Origin of the sequence: Mesorhizobium sp. YIM 152430, from assembly GCF_029210365.1 — a bacterium.
Taxonomy (GTDB): domain Bacteria; phylum Pseudomonadota; class Alphaproteobacteria; order Rhizobiales; family Rhizobiaceae; genus Aliihoeflea.
The window spans coordinates 1-19,500 of record NZ_JARGES010000041.1 but is presented as its reverse complement, the minus strand read 5'-3'; the positions used below and the strand labels follow the sequence as shown (position 1 = coordinate 19,500).

Below are 19,500 nucleotides of genomic sequence, written 5' to 3'. Positions count from 1 at the left end.
CTGACCAGCCGACTTTCTGCAAACCTTTGCCTTGCGAACTCCGTCGGATCGGCCTAAGTCACCGGGCCAATCCCGGAGACATTAATGCCCCATCAGGAACCCCTCAAAGTTCTGATCGTCGAAGCGCGCTTCTATGACGATCTGGCCGACGCGCTCCTCGACGGCGCCAAGGCCGCGCTCGATGCCGCCGGCGCAAGCTATGATGTCGTGACGGTGCCCGGAGCACTCGAAATTCCCGCCGTGATATCCTTCGCGCTCGACGGCGCGGATGCGGGCGGAGCGGACTACGACGCCTTCGTCGCGCTTGGTTGCGTGATCCGTGGCGAGACCTATCATTTCGACATCGTGGCGAATGAATCCTGCCGTGCCCTGATGGATCTTTCGGTCAATGAATCGCTGGCGATCGGGAATGGCATCCTGACCGTCGAGAACGATGACCAGGCCTGGGTGCGCGCGCGGCGGAACGAAGGCGACAAGGGCGGGTTCGCCGCTCGTGCTGCCTTGACGATGATCGAGACGCGCAAGCGTCTTGCAGAGGTGGCCGGATGAGCGAGGCCGACGAACGCCCCACCAAGCCGCCTGTCCGGCAAGCCAACAAGCGCGGCGCGGCCAGGCTCGCCGCCGTGCAGGCGCTCTACCAGATGGACGTTGCCGGCACCGGGCTTCTCGAGATTTCGGCCGAGTACGAAGCCTATCGGCTCGGCAAGGAAGTCGACGGGGCGACCTATCGCGAGGCGGATGCACAATGGTTCCGTGCGATCCTGTCGGGCGTGGTCGAGGACCAGAAGACGATCGATCCGGTGATCCGGCAGGCGCTGACCGATGACTGGCCGCTGTCGCGACTGGATTCGACATTGCGGGCGATCCTGCGCGCCGGCGTCTACGAACTGATGAAGCGCGCCGACGTGCCCGTCGCGGTGATCGTCACCGAATATGTCGACATCGCCAAAGCCTTCTATACCGAGGAGGAGCCCAAGCTCGTCAACGCTGTGCTCGACCGTGTCGCGCGCCGGCTGCGCAACGAGGGCAGGGGCGGCACGCCGAAGGCATGATGACGACATCGACCCGCGATGCGCGACGAACGGCGATCGTCCTCGCCGCCGCGCAGGCCATTGTGGGATCGGCCGCGCCGATCGCGATTTCCGTCGGCGGCCTCGCCGGCTTCTATCTCCTCGACGCCGACAAGAGCCTGGCGACCGCGCCCGTCACCGGTTTCACCATCGGCGTCGCGCTTGGCGCCATTCCTGCCGCGCTCGTCCTGAAAAGGCTTGGTCTGCGGCTGGGTTTCATGACCGGCACCGGCATGACCGCTGCTGGTGGCCTCGTCGCGACCCTTGCTCTTTTCGCACAGAATTTCTGGCTCTTCGCGGCCGGTCTCGCACTGATCGGCGTCGGCAACGCCTTCGTCCAGCAGTTCCGCTTCGCCGCTGCCGAGTCGGCACCTGCGCAATTCAAGGCGAAGGCGATTTCCTTCGTCCTGGCCGGCGGCGTGCTCACGGCGATCATCGGTCCTCAGATCGTCATTTTCACCCGCGAGTTGATGGCGCCGGTGATGTTTGCCGGCACGTTCGCCTCCGTGCTGGGCATTGCGGCCGTCGGGGCGCTGATCCTCTCGGCCTTGCCTCGGCGCCAGCCCGAAACCGATGTCTCGACCGTTTCGCAAATGCCCGCTCGCCCGCTCGGCGAGATCGTCAGGCAGCCGAAATATGCGGTCGGGCTTCTCTGCGGTGTCGGCACCTACGCGCTGATGAGCTTCGTGATGACCGGCGCGCCGCTCGCCATGGTCGGCTGCGGATTTTCCACCGACCAGGCGATGCTCGGCATTTCCTGGCATGTGATGGCGATGTATGCGCCGAGCTTTTTCACCGGCAGGCTGATCGCACGTTTCGGCAAGGAGACCATCGTCGCGGTGGGCCTTGTCCTGCTTCTCGCCTGCGCCGTCGTCGCCCTGTCGGGCATCGCGCTGTGGCAGTTCTGGATGGCGCTCGTCCTTCTCGGTATCGGCTGGAACTTCGGCTTCATCGGCGCGACGGCTATGGTCGCCGAAACCTATCATCCGGCTGAAAAGGGTCGCGCGCTCGGCTTCCATGATTTCGTTCTGTTCTCGACGGTCGCCTTCGCCTCCTTCATGTCGGGCCTCGTCTACAACCTTGCCGGCTGGGACATGCTGAACTGGATCATCTTTCCGGTTGGCTTGGCGTGCCTGACATCGCTCGGGCTTCTGGTGGTGCGTGGACACCGTCACGTCGCCGCCGCGCGCTGACCCAGCGGCAGAATATCTCCTTGATGTGTGCGGAATCCTTCGCATAAGCTGCCGGCGAATGCCGGATGACGAGCGATTCCGGCTTCGTTCACAATGCCCGGGGAGGGGTTCTGCCGGGCGAGAATCAAGGAAAAATCGGCAATGACCATGCTTTTCGTCGTCATCGCCTGCGGCTTGCTGTCCATCGTCTACGCGATCTGGGCCACCCAGTCGGTCCTCGCGGCCGACCAGGGCAATGCACGTATGCAGGAGATTGCGGGCGCGATCCGGGAGGGCGCGCAGGCCTATCTCACTCGCCAGTACACAACCATCGCGCTCGTCGGCGTCGTGGTTTTTCTCATCACATGGTGGCTCCTGGGCGTCACCGCAGCGATCGGCTTCCTGATCGGCGCCGTGCTTTCGGGCGTTGCCGGCTTCATCGGAATGCACGTCTCGGTCCGCGCCAATGTGCGCACGGCGCAGGCCGCGTCGAACAGCCTGTCGGCCGGCCTCGACATCGCCTTCAAGGCCGGTGCGATCACCGGAATGCTGGTGGCCGGCCTCGCCCTTCTGGCGGTCTCGGTCTATTACTGGGTCCTGATCGGACCGATGGGGGCTGCCCCCTCGGACCGCGTCGTCATCGACGCGCTCGTCGCGCTCGGCTTCGGCGCTTCGCTGATCTCGATCTTCGCGCGTCTGGGCGGCGGCATCTTTACCAAGGGTGCGGATGTCGGCGGCGACCTGGTCGGCAAGGTGGAAGCGGGCATTCCCGAGGACGATCCGCGCAATCCGGCAACGATCGCTGACAATGTCGGCGATAATGTCGGCGACTGCGCGGGCATGGCGGCCGATCTGTTCGAGACCTACGCCGTGACCGTGGTCGCGACGATGGTGCTCGCGGCGATCTTCTTCCTCGGCTCCGATCTTCTCGGCTCGGTCATGGTCTATCCGCTGGCGATATGCGGCGCCTGTATCATCACCTCGATCATCGGCACCTTCTTCGTCAAGCTGGGCGCCAATGCCTCGATCATGGGCGCTCTCTATCGCGGCCTGATCGTCACCGGCCTGCTGACCGTCGTCGGCATCGGCGCGGCAACCTCGCTCACCATCGGCTGGGGTTCGATCGGTGTCGTCAACGGCGTCGACATCACCGGCACCAGCCTCTTCATCTGCGGCGTGATCGGCCTCGTGGTGACGGCGCTGATCGTGGTGATCACCGAATATTATACCGGCACCAACAAGCGCCCGGTGAATTCGATCGCGCAGGCGTCGGTGACCGGCCACGGCACCAACGTCATCCAGGGCCTCGCAGTCTCGCTCGAATCGACGGCGCTGCCGGCGATCGTCATCATCGGCGGCATTCTCTCGACATTCCAGCTTGGCGGTCTCTTCGGCACGGCGATCGCGGTGACGACCATGCTCGGTCTTGCCGGCATGATCGTCGCGCTCGACGCGTTCGGGCCGGTGACCGACAATGCCGGCGGCATCGCTGAAATGGCGGGGCTTCCGCCTGAAGTGCGCCAGTCGACCGACGCGCTCGATGCGGTCGGCAACACGACCAAGGCGGTGACCAAGGGCTATGCGATCGGCTCTGCCGGCCTTGGCGCGCTGGTCCTTTTCGCGGCCTATTCCTACGATCTGGAATATTTCATCGCAAACCCGGACCAATATCCGTATTTCGCCGGCATGGAGGACGTGTCCTTCTCGCTGTCGAATCCGTATGTCGTGGCCGGGCTGCTCTTTGGCGGCCTCATCCCCTATCTCTTCGGCGGTATCGCCATGACGGCCGTCGGCCGTGCGGCGGGCTCCATCGTGGAGGAAGTGCGCCGTCAGTTCCGTGAGAATGCAGGCATCATGCAGGGAACGGTGAAGCCGGACTATGCGAGGGCGGTCGATCTCCTGACGAAAGCGGCGATCAAGGAGATGATCATTCCCTCTCTCCTGCCGGTGTTGGCGCCGATCGTCGTCTATTTCGGCATCCTGCTCGTCTCGGGTTCGAAGGCAGCTGCGTTCGCCGCACTTGGCGCCACGCTTCTGGGCGTGATCGTCAACGGCCTGTTCGTCGCCATTTCGATGACGTCGGGCGGCGGTGCCTGGGACAACGCGAAGAAATCGTTCGAGGACGGTTTCATCGACAAGGACGGCACCCGGCATCTCAAGGGCTCGGATGCGCACAAGGCATCCGTGACAGGCGATACGGTCGGCGATCCCTACAAGGATACCGCCGGCCCGGCCGTCAATCCGGCGATCAAGATCACCAACATCATGGCGCTCCTGCTTCTGGCAGTGCTTGCACACGGCTGACGATCGTCACGCAAGAAGGGCCGCGGTATCGCTACCGCGGCCCTTTTTGATTTCTCTATGATTTTAGAAGCTGGCCGAGCCTCGCCCGGCACCCGTGCCGATCGGCGTACCGCCGACGACGCCGGTTACGAGCTGCTGGATGAAGCTCGTGTCGCTCCCGGCCGTAGGCGTGGTGCGCGAGATGAAGTCGAAGACGCGCCCGTCCTGCAATCCGTAATTGGCGATGTTCGACACGCGCCCGTCATCGCCGAAATAGATCGCCAGAATGCGGCGGTCGACCACGCGCGGGTTCTGGAACGCGACGTTCCGGACCGCCGTCTGCGAGATGTAGTAATAGGTCTCGTTGTCGAAGGTGGCCGTGGTCGTGGGCGTCCCGAGCGCCAGCATCACCTGCTCGCGGCTCGACCCGACGGGTACCAGTTGGAGCATCTGCTCGTCGACGACATAGCCTTGCTGGAAGGTCTGGCGCGGATTGAGGTCGCCGGAAACCGAGGAGCACCCGGCAGCTCCGCCTGCAAGCAGGAGGGCCACACCCGTAGCGATCAGCCGCGCACGTCTCTTGAAATTCCGTCCTTGCAACGACAACTCCATGACTTGGTCAGGCGCGCCTTGCGCCTGCGGGCAAAAGCGGTAAACCAGCTTGCGCGCCGATGCAACACGGCCGGCACTGAAACCGCCAGAAGGAGCCCTTCGGGAATGTTCAAGCGACTGTTCGGCGGACGCCGGAACGAGAACGCTGCCATCGTCCACAGCATTTATGGACAAATCGTGGCGGCGGCGCGCCAGCCGGTTTTCTATGCCGAGTGGAGCGTGCCCGACACGCCGCTTGGACGCTACGAGATGATGGCTCTGCACATGTTCCTGTTCCTGCATCGCACACGCGGCGAGGACGGCCCGATCCAGGATGTCGCTCAGGATGTCACCGACGAGTTCTTCAAGGATGTCGACCATTCACTGCGCGAATTGGGCATCGGCGATGTGGGCGTCCCCAAGCGCATGAAGAAACTCGCCAAGATGTTCTATGGCCGTGCCGATTCCTACGGCAAGGCGCTGGCGGCGGAGGATCGCGAGGCACTGGCGCAGGCGCTCTATCGCAACGTCTTCCCCGGCGGCACGGACTGGCATGAAGCCCAGGCGATGGCCAACTACGTGTTGGCCTGCGCGCGCGATCTGGCCGCCCAGCCGGCAGCGTCGATCATCGCCGGCAATGTCACTTACTTGCCGGCCATGCAGGCGTTTCCCGCAGAAGGAGATTCGGCATGAGCGCTGAAAAAAGCCCGATTTCCTTCGAGGCGAGCATCCTGCGACTGCCGGCAAAGGGAATGCCCGTGTCCATCGAGGCCGACGAGCAGCAGCGGCGCGCACTGGCCGATACGCACCATCTGGTCGAGGTGAAAGCCTTTCGGGCCAGCCTCCTGGTCGAAAACTGGAAGCGCGACGGGGTCAAGGTCACCGGCCGGGTGAAGGCGCAGATCGTCCAGTCCTGCATCGTCTCTCTCGAACCGCTCGATGCCGGCGTCGACGCAGAGTTTCAGGCATTGTTCGTTCCTGAAGGCTCGAAGCTCTTGCGTCCCGATGCGATCGAGGGGGGTGAAATGATTCTCGATGCCGAGGGTGAAGACGGCCCCGAACCGTTCTCGGGTGATGCGATCGATGTCGGCCAACTCGCCGAAGAGTTTTTCGCGCTCGGGATCGACCCCTATCCGCGCAAGGCCGGCGTGGCGCCGGTCGCACCGATGACGGATGCCGATGCCGATCGTGGACCGCTCTACGAGCAGTTGAAGGCATTGAAGCGCGGCGGTTGAGGCGTGGATGAGCGCGAAAGCCAGTTGTTTGCCGGGACGAAACCGTTATTTTCGCCGCACTTTGCTGAAATGCCGCCCGAAAATGGGCCAACGAAAGACGATTGCCGCGTGATACGCATTTCCATCGACGCCATGGGGGGAGACCATGGCCCTTCGACGACGCTGCCGGGACTGGCGCGCGTGGCCGAGCGCCGCCCCGATGCCCGGTTCCTGATCTATGGCCGCGAGGACGAGGTTCGGCCGGTCCTCGCCAGATTGCCGAAGCTCGAGGTCGTGTCCGAATTCCACCATTGCGAAATCTCGGTTCGCATGGACGACAAGCCGAGCCAGGCGCTGCGCCAGGGCCGCTGGAAATCGTCGATGTGGAAGGCGATCGAGGCGGTCAAGAACGGCGATGCCGATGTCTGCATCTCGGCCGGCAACACCGGCGCGTTGATGGCGATGTCGAAATTCTGCTTGCGCACCATGGCGAGCATCGAGCGTCCCGCCATCGCCGCGATCTGGCCGACGGTGCGCGGCGAGAGCGTCGTGCTTGATGTCGGCGCCACCATTGGCGCCGATGCGCATCAACTGATCGACTTCGCGATTCTCGGCTCGGCGATGGCGCGCGCGCTGTTCGACATCGAACGGCCGTCGGTCGGCCTTCTCAATGTCGGCGTCGAGGAGGTCAAGGGCCAGGAAGAGGTCAAGGAGGCCGGCCGCATCCTGCGCGAGGTCGGGCTGAAATCGCTCGACTACCACGGCTTCGTCGAGGGCGACGATCTGGGCAAGGGCACGGTCGACGTGGTGGTGACGGAAGGCTTCGCCGGCAACATTGCCTTGAAGACGGCCGAAGGCACCGCCAGGCAGATCGCGCAATATCTGCGCGAGGCCATGTCGCGCAGCTTCCTGTCCAAGATGGGTTACGTGCTCGCCAAGGGCGCCTTCGATTTCCTGCGCGAGAAGATGGACGTGCGCAAGATCAATGGCGGCGTGTTCCTCGGCCTCAACGGGATCGTGGTGAAGAGCCATGGCGGCACGGATGACGAGGGCTTCGCCGCCGCCGTCGAACTCGGCTACGACATGGCCAAGGGCAGGCTCAGAGAGCGCATCGAGGCGGAACTCCAACAATTCCATGGGCGTCTGCGCCCGCGCAGCGGTGACGACGACTTGATCGTTGCGGCAGGAAAGTGAGATTTTGACGATGATAAGATCGGTCGTGCGCTCCGTCGGCAAATCCCTGCCGCGCCGCGTGATGAAGAATACGGATTTCGAGGGCGTGCTGGAAACGTCCGATGCCTGGATCGTCCAGCGGACGGGCATCACGCAGCGCTATATCGCCGCTGACGACGAGACGACGGCATCGCTCGGCGAGGCGGCGGCCCGCGCGGCGCTCGATGCCGCCGGCCTGACGATCGACGACATCGACCTGATCGTGCTCGCGACCTCGACGCCCAACAACACCTTTCCGGCAAGCGCGGTCGAGATCCAGGAGCGGCTGGGGATGCGCCACGGCTTCGCCTTCGACATGCAGGCGGTGTGCTCGGGCTTCGTCTACGCGATCAATACGGCCGATCTGCACATTCGCGGCGGCATGGTCAAACGCGCCATCGTCATCGGCTCGGAAACCTTCTCCCGCATCCTCGATTGGCAGGACCGCGGGACATGCGTGCTGTTCGGCGACGGCGCCGGCGCGGTGATCCTGGAAGCGGCGGAAGGTGAGGGCACGATCGCAGACCGCGGCATCCTCGCCGCCAGCCTGCGTTCCGACGGCTCGCACCGCGAAAAGCTCTATGTCGATGGCGGCCCGTCGACGACAGGTACCGTCGGCCACCTGCGCATGGAAGGCCGCGAAGTCTTCAAGCACGCCGTCGGCATGATCACGGACGTCGTCGAATCCGTCTTCGCGCAGGCCGATATCACGGCGGAGGACCTCGACTGGTTCGTGCCGCACCAGGCCAACAAGCGCATCATCGATGCATCGGCCAAGAAGCTCGGCATCGCCGAGGACAAGGTCGTCATCACCGTCGACCAGCATGGCAACACGTCCGCCGCCTCCGTGCCGCTCGCACTTTGCGAGGGCGTCGACACGGGCCGGATCAAAGCGGGGGATCTCGTCCTCCTCGAGGCCATGGGGGGCGGCTTTACCTGGGGCGCGGTGCTGGTGCGCTGGTAAAGGCACATCTGCCCTGAGATAAACCAAGCGGGGTCAATGGGTTCTTGACCTCGACAATCCAATTTCCTAACGTCGCCTGTGTTTGAAAATTCTCCTGTTTTTTCAGAATGGTTGGACGACCGATGGGGGGGAAGACTTTAACGCGTGCCGATCTCGCCGAGACTGTCTACCGGCAGGTCGGGCTTTCGCGCACCGAATCCGCGCAACTCGTCGAGATGGTTCTCGATGAAATCTGCGATGCGATCGTCCGCGGCGAGATGGTGAAACTGTCGTCATTCGCGACCTTCCAGGTCCGTTCGAAAAACGAGCGTGTCGGCCGCAACCCGAAGACAGGCGAGGAGGTGCCGATCCTGCCGCGCCGCGTGATGACCTTCAAGGCGTCGAACGTGTTGAAGCAGCGCATCCTCGACAATCACCGCGCCCTCGCAAATCCGGTCAAGGAAGCCAAATTCGCCAAGGGCTGAGGCATATCGGTCATGGTGTCAAAATCAGGGGGCAAGGCTTTCCCGCACTTGAATACGCCCTTCTAAGGGTCTGTAATACTGGCGAATCGCGAGCCCTGAAAGCGAGCACGCCATGGAAAAGTCGCCCGACGCATTCCGTACGATCAGCGAGGTCGCCGACGACCTCGACCTGCCGCAGCATGTTCTGCGTTTCTGGGAGACGCGCTTCTCGCAGATCAAGCCGATGAAGCGCGGCGGCGGCCGGCGCTATTATCGCCCGCAGGATGTCGAACTGATCAAGGGCATCCGGCACATGCTCTACGACCAGGGTTATACGATCAAGGGCGTGCAGAAGCTCCTGCGCGACAATGGCAACCAGTTCGTCATTGCGATCGGCAATGGCGACATGGCTGCGGTCGAGGCCATCACCCAGCGCAAGCAGCAGGAGGCCGAAGCCATCCATGCCGCGCCCGAGGGCGATGGCGACGACGAGATGATCCTCGGTCAGGCCAAGGCGAAGCCGGCACGCCGGTTTTTCGGGCTCGGTCGCGGCGAGGAAGAAGGGCCGGTTGCCGCAGACGGCGAGCGTTTGTCGCGCGACAACCGCGCCCTGCTTCAGGAGGCGCTTTTCGACCTTCTCGAATGCAAGCGCCTGCTCGATCAGGTGCGCTGAAACGGGTGTGAAAACAGTGGAACCAAGCCATTGCGCCGCCGTTTGTTAGGCAAACGCATGGCGAATGGAAGGACCACGCATGTCATATTCGATCTTCGGCGGCCGACGTTCCTGGGATGACGATCTCGAACGGCGCATTTCGCATCTGAGCAAGGAACTGTCCGTCCTCAGCCGGCAGGCGCGCAAGCGCGGATCCCATTTCTATGACGACACGCGCGAAACGGCGTCCGACGCCTATGACGACATTGCCGATCGCATCCACGACTGGATGCCGGTGGTCAGGAAGCAGGCGCGCTACGCCGAGCAGACCGCGCGCGAGCATCCGGCGCTCGTCCTCGCGGGACTGGCGGTGGTGGGGCTTGCGGCTGCGGCACTGCTGCGCCGGTAGCTTACCGAAACGTGCAGACGAGGGGGCTGGCTTTGGCCGGCCCTTTTTCTCGTCCAGATGAACGTCAGGGATGAAGGGAAATGGTCGGAGCGGCGGGATTCGAACCCACGACCCCTTGACCCCCAGTTAGGGAAAATAGCGTTCCGGCTCGTTCGTGGTCGCTCCGCGTCGGTCGTATCTTCTTGAAACCCAAGGCATTGAGCAATATCGTCGGTCCCGTTAGCGCCGCGTCGTTCCGATTTGGTGCTTATTATGTGCTTATTTCGGGGCGGAGATGACCAAAATCACTAAGAAGCTGATCGAGGCGCAGCAGCCGGTCGAGAAGCCATTTTTCATTTGGGATGCTGGCGATGGAGCACTCAAGGGCTTCGGGCTTGTGATCAATCCCACCGGCCGGAAGAACTTCGTCGCGCAGTTCCGCATCGGCGCGGGAAGAGCCGCAAAAACGAAGCGCGTCACCATCGGCGCTTTCCCAGCCTGGACGGTTGAGCAGGCGCGGGAGCGCGCCCGCGCGCTGATCCGAGAAGGGGATGATGGTATCGACAGGCAGGCGCTCGACGCCGAGCAGGAGCGCCGTGTGGCGGCGCGAGCCGCCGCAGAGGACCTTGCCCGCCGGCAGAGGCGTGATCTCCAGCTTCGCCGCGTCGCCGCGCGCTATATGCGGGAGCATGTCAGGCTCAAGCGGAAGCCCAACACGATCGAATTCTACAGGCACGTCATCGCGGCGCACATACTGCCGGCGCTCGGCAAAATGGATATCCGCGAAATCAGCAGGCAAGACGTGGGGCGGCTTCATGCGCGCCTCGCTTCGAAACCGGCCATGGCGAACCGGGTCGTGGCAGTTTTGGGTGCGATCTATGGATGGGCCGAAGCGATTGAGCTTTGTTCCGAGGGATTGCGCCGGCCGACCTACAAAGTCGAAAAGTATCGCGAGAACGTCAAGGAGCGCTTTCTTTCGATCGAGGAACTCCAGCGCTTGGGCGACGCGATCCGCCGGGCCGAAACGACCGGCATTCCGTGGGAGCCGAAGCCCGAGGGGAAAATGAAACATGCGCCGCGCCCCGAGAACCGGCTTGTCCGAATTGATGGCGAAGCCGCTGCTGCGCTTCGCCTCCTAATCTTTACGGGGGCGCGTCTTCGCGAAATCCTGCGCCTTGAGTGGAAGTTCATCGACCTCGATCGCGGTCTCCTTCGGCTCCCTGACAGCAAGACTGGGCCGCGAACCATCATCCTCAATTCGGCTGCACGGGCCGTCCTCGTCGGCATGAAGCCGCGTGGCCCGTTCGTGTTCCCCGGTGAGAGCCTTGACGGAAAGCAGCAACCGCGAACTGACCTCAAGCGCCCCTGGCGGCTTGTGAAGTCCGCCGCCGGGCTTGATGATCTCCGCATTCACGATTTGCGCCATTCTTTCGCATCGGTGGGCGCAGCCGATGGGCTTGGGCTTGTGATCGTCGGCAAGCTGCTCGGCCACAAGCAGGCAAGCACGACCGAACGATATGCGCATCTCGACAATGATCCGCTTCGAAAGGCTTCGGACGCGATCGCGGGAAAGATCGCGGCAGCGATGGGCGAGGAACCGGCTGCGGGTTCAGCCGAGATTATTCCCATCGAGAGGCGAGCCCGATGACCATCGATCGGTTCTTTCTCGACACAGTGCCGCGGCTTGACGGCGAAGACATCCGAGAACTTGCCGGGCCCCTCGGCCTTGAGATCACGCATCGCCTGCGACAAGAATTGGAGCAGCGGATCGAATGGGCCGCTCGCAACCTTGTCGCGTTCTTTCAAGAGCCCGACCCGGAACAAGAGAAGCGAGCAGATCGTGACCGCCTCGAAGAATTCCGGCTGATTGCAGCCGATCCCGCTCGGTCACTTGAAAGGTCGGCGTTCAGCGAAGGCGCGAAGTCAGCACGTCGATTGTTGGCTCATATCGCCACAGCGAAGAATATTGATGCGGACACACGGCGCGGTGCTGCGGCGGTTGGCGATCACGCCGCGAACTTGCTCGCCAACTTCGAGCGCGGAAGGGTCGACACAACCTTCCGTCTAGGCATCGCGACGCTGTTCGAAGATATCGTTTGCACCCTTGGCGCTGTCGCTCCGGAAGCGCTTGCTGGATGGCCCTCCAACATGGACGATGCAAGTTGCCCGGCAACGGATTTTGCGATGACTTTCGTGCAAATTGTCCATGAACGAACACTGACGCGCCTGCCTGCGCCATCTCCACGCGGTCAAAAGTGGCTGGCAAGCCTGCTAAACAAGAGCCATCGTTCCCTTCTTGACGGACTTCGCGAAGCGCGACGAATGGAGGCCGATTTTGATCGGTTTATAGCCGCCTCATCACGGATAGGCGGCGAATTATAGCGTTTGCGCCGAAAAGCGCCGCCCTAGCCGACCTGGAACGACCACGCCAAACTCCGCTCATTGATCGCAGTGGAGAAGGCAAATGACCATCGATCTCGAAGCTCTCAATCAGCTTGAACTGATGACCCCGCGGGAGGCGGCGATTTACCTCCGGTCGAGCACCTCGACCCTCGCAAAGTACCGCATGTCGGGCCGCGGCCCGAAGTTCATCCGCCACTCAAACCGCAAGACGCTCTACCGTCGCGCCGATCTCGATGCTTGGCTCCAGGCTGCGACCTGCTCGAATACGGGGCAGGCCGCATAATGCGGCCCGCCTTTCATCACATCGGTCGCCTCTTGGCCGCGCTCATCGTCATCGGCGCAATCGCTTGGCTCTCGGGCCTCGACGGCCGCGACAGCGACTTTCTTCTTTTGGGAGGCGCACCGTGACAGAAGGATCAAACCGGCTCCCAGCGCTCGCTGATATAGCGAACGCTGCGCATGGGCATACTGAAATGGCTCTGCGCTCCGCTGCGGAAGCGGCGCGCGAAGCGGGAATAGCTTTGCTTGAGGCTAGATCGCTATTGCCGCACGGGCAGTGGGCTGGGTGGCTCAAATCCAACTTCAAAGGCACCGCTAGAACTGCGCAGCGCTACATGCGCGTAGCCAAGAATTGGCCCACGATCGAAGAAAAAGCGACAAGCATGTCGCATTTGAGCGTCAATGAGGCCCTGCATCTGCTCAACGGCCGTGATGAACTCGCTGCGGCCCTTGTACTCCAAGCGGAACTCGATGCCGTCCGAGATGAATTGGAATTCCTCAACTCCACGATCGACAGCGCAAGCGTCGAGGGCCTCCAATTCATCATCGCCCGGACACAGGAGCTATTCGAGATTGTGGTTGGCCTCAAGTCCACGGCCATCAAGGAAGCCGGCCGTCTTGCTTGTCAGATGGAGGCCCGGTCATGAGAAATGCAAAAGCGCCGTGGTTTCGCCTCCGCGGCGACCAGTGGAAGGCGGACACGCGAGGCCTGAATTCGGCAGAAAAAGGCATTTACATCGATCTGCTGGTCGAAATGCACGATCGGGAAGAGCCCCTTTCGGACACGTGGCTTGAGCAGGTCCGCAGCCTGACGCGGGTGCGGGCCAAGACCTTTTATGACGCCATCGATCGGATCGTCGTCCTCGGACTTTTCGCCCGGATCGATGGTGGCCTTTGGTGTGACTTCATGGCCGGGGAGATCGAGCAGCGCGGCAAGCGATCGGCTCATGCGCGTCAAAACTCGGAGAAATCTCGTCAAAAGTCGGTACAAAGTTCGGAAATTAAGCGGGAAAAAACGCAAGAAAATCAATCCGCGGTGTCTGCTATAGAGACCGAGACGAAGACGTATAAGGGAGCGCCTACAGGCGCTCCCAAAGATACGGACACGCTCGGCATAAAGGAAGCAGACGCAGATACCGAGCAGGCCTCGGCTTACGCCGGCCTGCCCGGCCTGTCGGACGACTTCGAGCCTGATCACAAGCCTTCCGAACCAGATATCAGCAACATGCCCTCGCGCTTCTCGGTCATCCCTGTGCCCGTCGAAACCGATGATCTCTTGGATGAAGACCACGACGACCTTCTCGAAGAATTGGACAGGAGGGAGCGCCATGTCGCGTGACGATCAGCTTGAGCTTTTCACCGATCGGCCGGAACTGACGATCGTTCCGCAGGCGGCACGTCCCAAGCGGCAACCCGCCGCCCGCGGCGAGCGCTCGCCAAAGTCGGCTTCGGTCTTCATCTTCCCCCTGGCCGCGCACCAAAATGTCGAGAAAGTCGCGTCCCTGATGCGTGGCTCGCGAAACACGGCAGATCGGGACGCGATCCTCAAGCAGCACCTGCGGCGCGTGTCCGATATGCGTGTCAACGCGGGGCTCGCCCCGCATCTTGTGAAGGCAGACGTAGCATCGTATCGCGCCGCGATCTGGCGCGCCTACTGGTCGCCGCCTCTAGAGGGCGCGCGATGAAAGTCCTCATCCCCACCATTCCTGCGCGCGGCATTTGCCGAAACGCCGCAGCCGCGCTGCGTAGCGCGAAGGAGATTTCATGTCCAAAGCTCTGACTTCGACCCTTATCGTACGCCTTCTCGACCGTATCTCCGGGCCAGCGAAAGGGGCGCAGCGCTCGATCCGCGGGATCGGAGAAGCAGCCGATCAGGCCAACCGCCGCTCCGGGGTTATGGCCGGCCAGGCGCAGGGCTATTTCCACGGCTTGCAAAGCAGCATGGGCCGTGTCCAGCGCGCGGCTGTGGGCGCGTCGATCGGTGTCTCGGCCCCGCTGATGATGATCGGCCGCGTCGGCGCGGAAGGGGCCTACAATTACGCGAAGGTCGGCAACGCGGTCGAAGCGGTCGGTCTTCTGACGGAAGAGCAAAGGAAGGGCATCGAGGCCTACTCGAAAGAGTTGAACGCCTCCTTCCCCTTCACGAATTCGCAAATCCTCGGCGCGGCCGAGGAACTGCTCAAGGCTGGCTTGACCTACGAGCAGACGATGGGCTCGCTCGCCGGCACCTTGCAGCTTTCGCAGGCCGGCGACCTCGGGACCGGGCTTGCGACCGATATCGCGACGAACGTCATGACCGCGATGCGGCTCCCGATGGAGACGAGCGAGCAGGTCGAGAAATCGCTACAGCGCGTCAACGATACGCTCGCCTATGCTGCCACGCGGTCGAACATGACTGTGGAGGATATGGGCCAGACCATGAAGTACGTCGCCCCCATGGCGGCAGGCCTCGGCATGGAGCTTGAGGAAGTCGCCGGCATGGCGATGATCATGGCAAATAACGGCATCAAGGGCTCCGAAGCCGGCGTCGCGCTGCGCTCGGCCCTTGTCCGCATGGTCAAGCCGGTGAAGCCGATGGTGGCCGCGCTCGGGCGGCTCAACGTCAACCTCAACGACTTCATCCACCTTGGCCGCGAGATCGAGGCAGGCGACGTAATCGAAAGCCTGATGGCGCAGGGCGTCAACGCGAGCGAATTCGAGGATCAGATCAACGACCTCCTGAACGACGACATCCTCGCCCAGGCCCCGGCGCGGATGATCGAGCGGATCACCGACACGATTGCGCAGGGCCTCGGGGCTGACAGCATCATCGACAGGGATAGCCTCGCCGATAGCATTTCGGCGGCACTCGTCGGCTCTGCCGAGCGCGTCGATCTCATCGGTTTCATCAACGAGCTTCGGCGCAAGGGCGCGACGGCCGGCGATATGAGCCACGTCTTCGATACTCGGCAGGGCTCGCGCATCGCCACCAATCTTGCGGGCGACATGGATGCGGCGGTAGCGGCGATCCTGAAGAATGCTCCGAATGCTGCGGCGAAGATGGCGGAAGCGCGGATGAAGGGGATCGTTGGCTCGGTCGCCCGGTGGAATGCTGCTTGGGAGAACGCCTTCATCGCAATTGCCGAGAGCGGCGTCATGGACACCATCGCCAGTTCGATGGACAAGCTGTCGGGGGCGGTGACCCGGCTTGGTGAGACCAACCCGGTGATGCTCCGCTTCGGGACGTATGCCCTCGGCGCGCTTGCTGTGGTCGGCCCGCTCGGCTTTGCCCTGGGCGGCGTCGGCTCGGCGATCAGCCTGATCGGCGGCATCGGCGGCATTGCCGTAGGCGTCATCAAGGGCGTCGCCGTGTGGGGTGGTCGCGCCGCTACATCATCGATCGCCTTGCAAAGTTCGCTCGCTGCGATGAGCGGGGCCAAATACGGCAACCTCGCCAAGGCCGGCACCGCTTTCGCGGCTATCGGCCGTGCAATCCCCGGCGTTTCGTTGCTTGCGGGCGCGGCCTCGGGCATCGGCGCGGCTGTGGCCGCGCTGACAGCACCCGCCTGGGGTATGATTGCCCTCGGCGTCGCGGCGGTTGGCGCAGCCGGGTATTTCCTTTGGAAGCATTGGGACGCTGTCTCGTCGGTCATCGGAGGCTTCGGCGAGCGGCTGGCCTACGAGTTTGCGCCAGCCCTGGAAAAAGTACAGCCGCTGCTCGATAAGCTCGCGCCTGTTGGCCGGGCGATCGGCGATGCATTCGCATTTGCTCGCGACAAGGTGGGTGGGCTGTTCGATTGGCTCGGCTCGCTCTTTCAGCGGGAGAGCCTTTCCGATGCCGACAAGCGCTCCTGGCGGCTGATGGGGAATGCGATGGCGGACAGCTTGATCGAGGGCGTGAAACTTGGCTTCCTCAATTGGGTCGGCGTCCTGACCTTCATTCCGCGGAAAATCGCCGAGACCGTGCGGGGCATCGATTTCTCGACGCTGATCAGCGAATTCGGGCAGGCCGGATCAGATGCGATCGACGCGATGCTCGCCGGCTTGAAAGGCGCGGCAAGTCGTATTCTCGATTGGGTTTCGACCCTCGGATCGCAGATCGCGGCGCGGATATCGTCCTCGATCTCGGGCGCACTCGGCCGGGCAGGGTCTTGGCTCGGCCTGGGCGGGGCTAAGGCCCCGGCCAACGTCAACAGCCCGACGCCGCGCGCAAGGGGCGGTCCTGTCCATCGCGGCGGGACATATCTCGTCGGCGAGGAAGGCCCGGAAATCAGGACTGACCTCGGCAACGGCAGGATCATTCCGAACCGCGAAACGATGGACATGCTTCGGCATTCGGGCAGGTCGTCGGCAGTGTCGTCGGGTGGTTCGGCCGCGCAGGGGTCGGTTTCTATCGCCATCGACATGAAGAACATGGTGGTCAACGGGGTACGCGATACGAATAGGTTCATCGATGAGATTGAACATGAACTCGACCGGCGTATTCGCTCTCGCATCCGCAGCATCCATGCAGACTGGTAGGAGGGAGCGATGCGTTTCGATCTTCGATCCCCGATCAACCGCGACGACATCCACATCAACACTGTCGTCTTGCGGAAGCCGACGCTGGCCGATCGCATTGCGCTTGCCAAGGGTTTTGCCGGTATCGAGCCAACGGAAGACGCCAAACAGGGCCGCGAGATGGCCGTCGCCATGGTCGCGCGGCTCTGCGATCTGCCGCCCGCCGCTGTCCGCTCCATGGCGATCGGCGACTTCAGGCTGATCACGGAAGCTGCGATTGCCGCCCTGGAAGGGGGTAACTCCAATGCGTGAGTATGATCGGACCCATGTCTTGCGCCGGCCAGTTGATGACGGCGATCGCGTCGTCCATGGGTGCATTGTCCGCCCAGCAAACCTGGCCGGCGTAGGCAAAGGAAACCCTGCCGTGCATCGCATCCTGCGGCAGCACGGCCCTTACGGATACCCCAACCTTGCAGCCGCTCGGGAACTGATATCGGCGTCATCGGGACTATCGCCGATGGTCGTACTGGCGCTGTCTAACAGCGATCGGCGGAAGCTTTACACGCGATGTCATTGCGCGACGTTTGCAGGAGGTTCCCATGCCGACCGCACCTGATCTTTTCGATCACGTCGATCGCGCCGCCATTCGCGCAGCCCTAGCAGATGCGCGTGGGCTCCGTGAACACGCCGGGCGCGTCGTGGCCTCGCTCGAAGCCGTCCTGGGAGAGCGGGACGAAGACCTGTCGCGTCTCGATCCAGCCGAAGACCTTGTGACGCTCCAACAGGCGGGCGGCATCCTGAAGAAGGGCGAAGAGGCGATGCGAAAGTGGATCGAGCGCCATCCCGAAAAGGCCGTCCGCATCGGGGGGCGCATCCACGTTAAGAAATCGGCGCTGATCCAGCCGTATCGGTAAAAAGCGTCCGGTTTCATCGTCTCGCATCGAAGCCGGCGCGCGGGCATCCTTCAATCAGCAAAGGAGCCCGCCATGCCTGCCAACTGGCCCGATTTCGAACTCCCCGAGCATCGTCCTCTTAACGACCTTGCGCAGCTTGGTCTCGATCCGCTGCCCCCGAAATGTCAGCCGAAAATCGATGCTCTGATCGATCGGCGGGATGATGCTCATGCCGCATATCGGTCGGCTTCCGACACGATGATGGAGGCAAGGCACAATTTCGGGCTTATCTCCAACCGGCGGCGCTATGCGGAGATCGATGCCCCGAACCAAAAACTTCGCCCGGAAGACGCAGAACGTCTGGATGCTGAAGTTGCGTCGGCGAAGGCCGGTCTCGATAAGGCCAAGGCCCGCGTTGATGCGGCCAGCGAGCGGACGAGCAGTTTTGCGTTCTTGGACCGTTCGCTTCAATGGCTTGCTGATGCCCGCGCTGCCAGGCAGCGCTTGAAGCCTGCGGCGGCACCTGCACCGAAGGGCAAAGACTTCCGGCAGGAAGTCGATCGTCTGCGGACGGAGATCGCCGCTGTTGATGACGCCTGGACCGCCACTGCGACTGCGCCGCGGCCGACCAAGGCGGCAATTGACGTCTTGCACGAAGAGATCGATGCGGTTGCCGCGCGGGGCGCGCCCCGCTTCGATATGCGTCGTCGTTCCGGCCCGCCGCTCGCGTTTGCCGATCAGTTTTACATCCGTCTGCGGCAATCGAACCCCGACAGCGGGTACGGGCTTCAAGCGCACGGTGGCGGCGCAGAATTCCTGGTTTGGATGATGCGCGATGAAATCAAGGCTCGGCTCGGCGCGATGATCGATCAGGCCGATGTCGTCGGCGCGCTGACCGACGAAGAGCAGGAGCAGCGCTTTCGCGAATTGAGCGCCCGCCGCCTCGGACTTGAGCGCCTGGAAGAGGCGACGATCGTCGCCGCTGAAGCGGAGGGCATGTTCATCACCCGCCGCGATGACGCCGATCCTCGGGCTATTCTCGAAGTCGCGGAAGCGTAGGCAAGCCGCGCAGCCGGGGCGACGTGTCGAGCCGTCTCCCCGGCTCCCGTTCAATCAGGAGGTTCCCCATGATCAGTAGAGACGAACACATCGCCGCTGTCGCAGCGGCACAGCAAGAGGGCGCAACCGAAGCCAGGACGCGGATCAGGGCGATCTTGACCTGCGAAGCCGCCAAGGGCCGCGAGCCCATGGCTCGCTCGCTGGCATTGGAAACATCGATGCCCGCCGAAGACGCGGAGAGGGTGCTGGCGGCCATGCCCTGCACGGCTGGGGTGGCGCAATGAGCAGCGAGTTCCGCACGATATTTCGGCCCGTTGGCGACATGCTCGTCAAGACCGCGGTCCCCGCATGGTGGAAGCTTGGCCCCGGCGACATCGCCTGCGGCCCTGACGGCTTGC

24 protein-coding genes and 1 pseudogene are annotated in these 19,500 nt (G+C 63.0%); 23 read left to right on the top strand and 2 right to left on the bottom strand.

From position 1 onward, the window contains the following. Positions 1-84: 84 nt before the first annotated feature. The 3 genes from PZ895_RS11505 to PZ895_RS11495 are packed head-to-tail and all read left to right on the top strand — an operon-like array spanning position 85 to position 2,263. A complete protein-coding gene (locus tag PZ895_RS11505; protein WP_275839133.1) occupies positions 85-549 on the top strand; it encodes a 6,7-dimethyl-8-ribityllumazine synthase in 465 nt (154 codons plus the stop codon). Next, positions 546-1,052, top strand: coding sequence for a transcription antitermination factor NusB (gene nusB, locus PZ895_RS11500; protein WP_275839132.1), 507 nt, complete (start codon positions 546-548; stop codon positions 1,050-1,052). The genes PZ895_RS11505 and nusB overlap by 4 nt, the downstream gene beginning before the upstream one ends. After that, a complete protein-coding gene (locus PZ895_RS11495; protein ID WP_275839250.1) occupies positions 1,052-2,263 on the top strand; it encodes an MFS transporter in 1,212 nt (403 codons plus the stop codon). The genes nusB and PZ895_RS11495 overlap by 1 nt, the downstream gene beginning before the upstream one ends. Here PZ895_RS11495 and PZ895_RS11490 read toward each other — a convergent pair. Next, positions 2,242-2,412, bottom strand: coding sequence for a hypothetical protein (locus tag PZ895_RS11490; RefSeq protein WP_275839131.1), 171 nt, complete (start codon positions 2,410-2,412; stop codon positions 2,242-2,244). The two genes, PZ895_RS11495 and PZ895_RS11490, sit on opposite strands and share 22 nt — an antisense overlap. On the opposite strand from PZ895_RS11490, the gene PZ895_RS11485 reads away from it, so the two are divergent. After that, positions 2,405-4,546, top strand: coding sequence for a sodium-translocating pyrophosphatase (locus PZ895_RS11485; RefSeq protein WP_275839130.1), 2,142 nt, complete (start codon positions 2,405-2,407; stop codon positions 4,544-4,546). The genes PZ895_RS11490 and PZ895_RS11485 overlap by 8 nt on opposite strands. A 63-nt stretch (positions 4,547-4,609) precedes the next feature. Here PZ895_RS11485 and PZ895_RS11480 read toward each other — a convergent pair whose 3' ends face one another. Then, positions 4,610-5,137, bottom strand: coding sequence for an outer membrane protein assembly factor BamE (locus tag PZ895_RS11480; RefSeq protein WP_275839129.1), 528 nt, complete (start codon positions 5,135-5,137; stop codon positions 4,610-4,612). 105 nt (positions 5,138-5,242) lie between these two features. Here PZ895_RS11480 and PZ895_RS11475 point away from each other — a divergent pair, with 105 nt between their 5' ends. From PZ895_RS11475 to PZ895_RS11385, 19 genes and pseudogenes are all read left to right on the top strand, one after another. Then, a complete protein-coding gene (locus PZ895_RS11475; protein ID WP_275839128.1) occupies positions 5,243-5,809 on the top strand; it encodes a ubiquinol-cytochrome C chaperone family protein in 567 nt (188 codons plus the stop codon). After that, complete coding sequence (locus tag PZ895_RS11470) at positions 5,806-6,351, top strand: DUF177 domain-containing protein (RefSeq protein ID WP_275839127.1); 546 nt, start codon at positions 5,806-5,808, stop codon at positions 6,349-6,351. Before PZ895_RS11475 ends, PZ895_RS11470 begins: the two co-directional genes overlap by 4 nt. A gap of 108 nt (positions 6,352-6,459) precedes the next feature. Continuing rightward, positions 6,460-7,524, top strand: coding sequence for a phosphate acyltransferase PlsX (gene plsX / locus PZ895_RS11465; protein ID WP_275839126.1), 1,065 nt, complete (start codon positions 6,460-6,462; stop codon positions 7,522-7,524). 10 nt (positions 7,525-7,534) lie between these two features. Next, positions 7,535-8,506, top strand: coding sequence for a beta-ketoacyl-ACP synthase III (locus tag PZ895_RS11460; protein WP_275839249.1), 972 nt, complete (start codon positions 7,535-7,537; stop codon positions 8,504-8,506). A 122-nt stretch (positions 8,507-8,628) separates the two neighbouring features. Next, positions 8,629-8,970 carry an integration host factor subunit alpha gene (locus tag PZ895_RS11455; protein WP_275839125.1) on the top strand — a complete coding sequence of 114 codons (342 nt, stop codon included), beginning with the start codon at positions 8,629-8,631 and terminating at the stop codon, positions 8,968-8,970. A gap of 112 nt (positions 8,971-9,082) precedes the next feature. After that, the gene (locus PZ895_RS11450) at positions 9,083-9,622 is read left to right on the top strand and encodes a MerR family transcriptional regulator (RefSeq protein WP_275839124.1); all 540 of its coding nucleotides are present in this window, start codon (positions 9,083-9,085) and stop codon (positions 9,620-9,622) included. Between the two features lie 79 nt (positions 9,623-9,701). After that, positions 9,702-10,010, top strand: coding sequence for a hypothetical protein (locus PZ895_RS11445; RefSeq protein WP_275839123.1), 309 nt, complete (start codon positions 9,702-9,704; stop codon positions 10,008-10,010). A gap of 274 nt (positions 10,011-10,284) precedes the next feature. After that, positions 10,285-10,746: pseudogene (locus tag PZ895_RS11440) on the top strand (Arm DNA-binding domain-containing protein); the annotation flags it as partial. Positions 10,747-10,830: 84 nt separating this feature from the next. After that, entirely contained in the window at positions 10,831-11,637 is an 807-nt protein-coding gene (locus PZ895_RS11435) for a site-specific integrase (protein ID WP_275839248.1), read from the top strand. Beyond that, positions 11,634-12,371, top strand: coding sequence for a hypothetical protein (locus PZ895_RS11430; protein WP_275839122.1), 738 nt, complete (start codon positions 11,634-11,636; stop codon positions 12,369-12,371). Before PZ895_RS11435 ends, PZ895_RS11430 begins: the two co-directional genes overlap by 4 nt. A gap of 82 nt (positions 12,372-12,453) precedes the next feature. After that, positions 12,454-12,675: a helix-turn-helix domain-containing protein gene (locus PZ895_RS11425; RefSeq protein ID WP_275839121.1), complete on the top strand. Its 222-nt coding sequence runs from the start codon at positions 12,454-12,456 to the stop codon at positions 12,673-12,675. 190 nt (positions 12,676-12,865) lie between these two features. Further along, entirely contained in the window at positions 12,866-13,318 is a 453-nt protein-coding gene (locus PZ895_RS11420; protein WP_275839120.1) for a DUF3102 domain-containing protein, read from the top strand. Then, complete coding sequence (locus PZ895_RS11415) at positions 13,315-14,010, top strand: DUF1376 domain-containing protein (RefSeq protein ID WP_275839119.1); 696 nt, start codon at positions 13,315-13,317, stop codon at positions 14,008-14,010. The genes PZ895_RS11420 and PZ895_RS11415 overlap by 4 nt, the downstream gene beginning before the upstream one ends. Next, the gene (locus tag PZ895_RS11410) at positions 14,000-14,356 is read left to right on the top strand and encodes a DUF6074 family protein (RefSeq protein WP_275839118.1); all 357 of its coding nucleotides are present in this window, start codon (positions 14,000-14,002) and stop codon (positions 14,354-14,356) included. Before PZ895_RS11415 ends, PZ895_RS11410 begins: the two co-directional genes overlap by 11 nt. Positions 14,357-14,435: 79 nt before the next feature. Then, positions 14,436-17,171, top strand: a complete 2,736-nt coding sequence (locus tag PZ895_RS11405) for a phage tail tape measure protein (protein WP_275839117.1) — start codon at positions 14,436-14,438, stop codon at positions 17,169-17,171. 9 nt (positions 17,172-17,180) lie between these two features. Continuing rightward, on the top strand, positions 17,181-17,462 hold the full coding sequence (locus PZ895_RS11400) for a phage tail assembly protein (RefSeq protein ID WP_275839116.1): 282 nt from the start codon (positions 17,181-17,183) through the stop codon (positions 17,460-17,462). A gap of 287 nt (positions 17,463-17,749) precedes the next feature. Further along, positions 17,750-18,064, top strand: a complete 315-nt coding sequence (locus PZ895_RS11395) for a hypothetical protein (RefSeq protein ID WP_275839115.1) — start codon at positions 17,750-17,752, stop codon at positions 18,062-18,064. A 72-nt stretch (positions 18,065-18,136) separates the two neighbouring features. Further along, positions 18,137-19,102, top strand: coding sequence for a hypothetical protein (locus tag PZ895_RS11390; RefSeq protein WP_275839114.1), 966 nt, complete (start codon positions 18,137-18,139; stop codon positions 19,100-19,102). Between the two features lie 68 nt (positions 19,103-19,170). Further along, a complete protein-coding gene (locus tag PZ895_RS11385) occupies positions 19,171-19,386 on the top strand; it encodes a hypothetical protein (RefSeq protein WP_275839113.1) in 216 nt (71 codons plus the stop codon). The last annotated feature ends 114 nt before the right edge of the window (positions 19,387-19,500 follow it).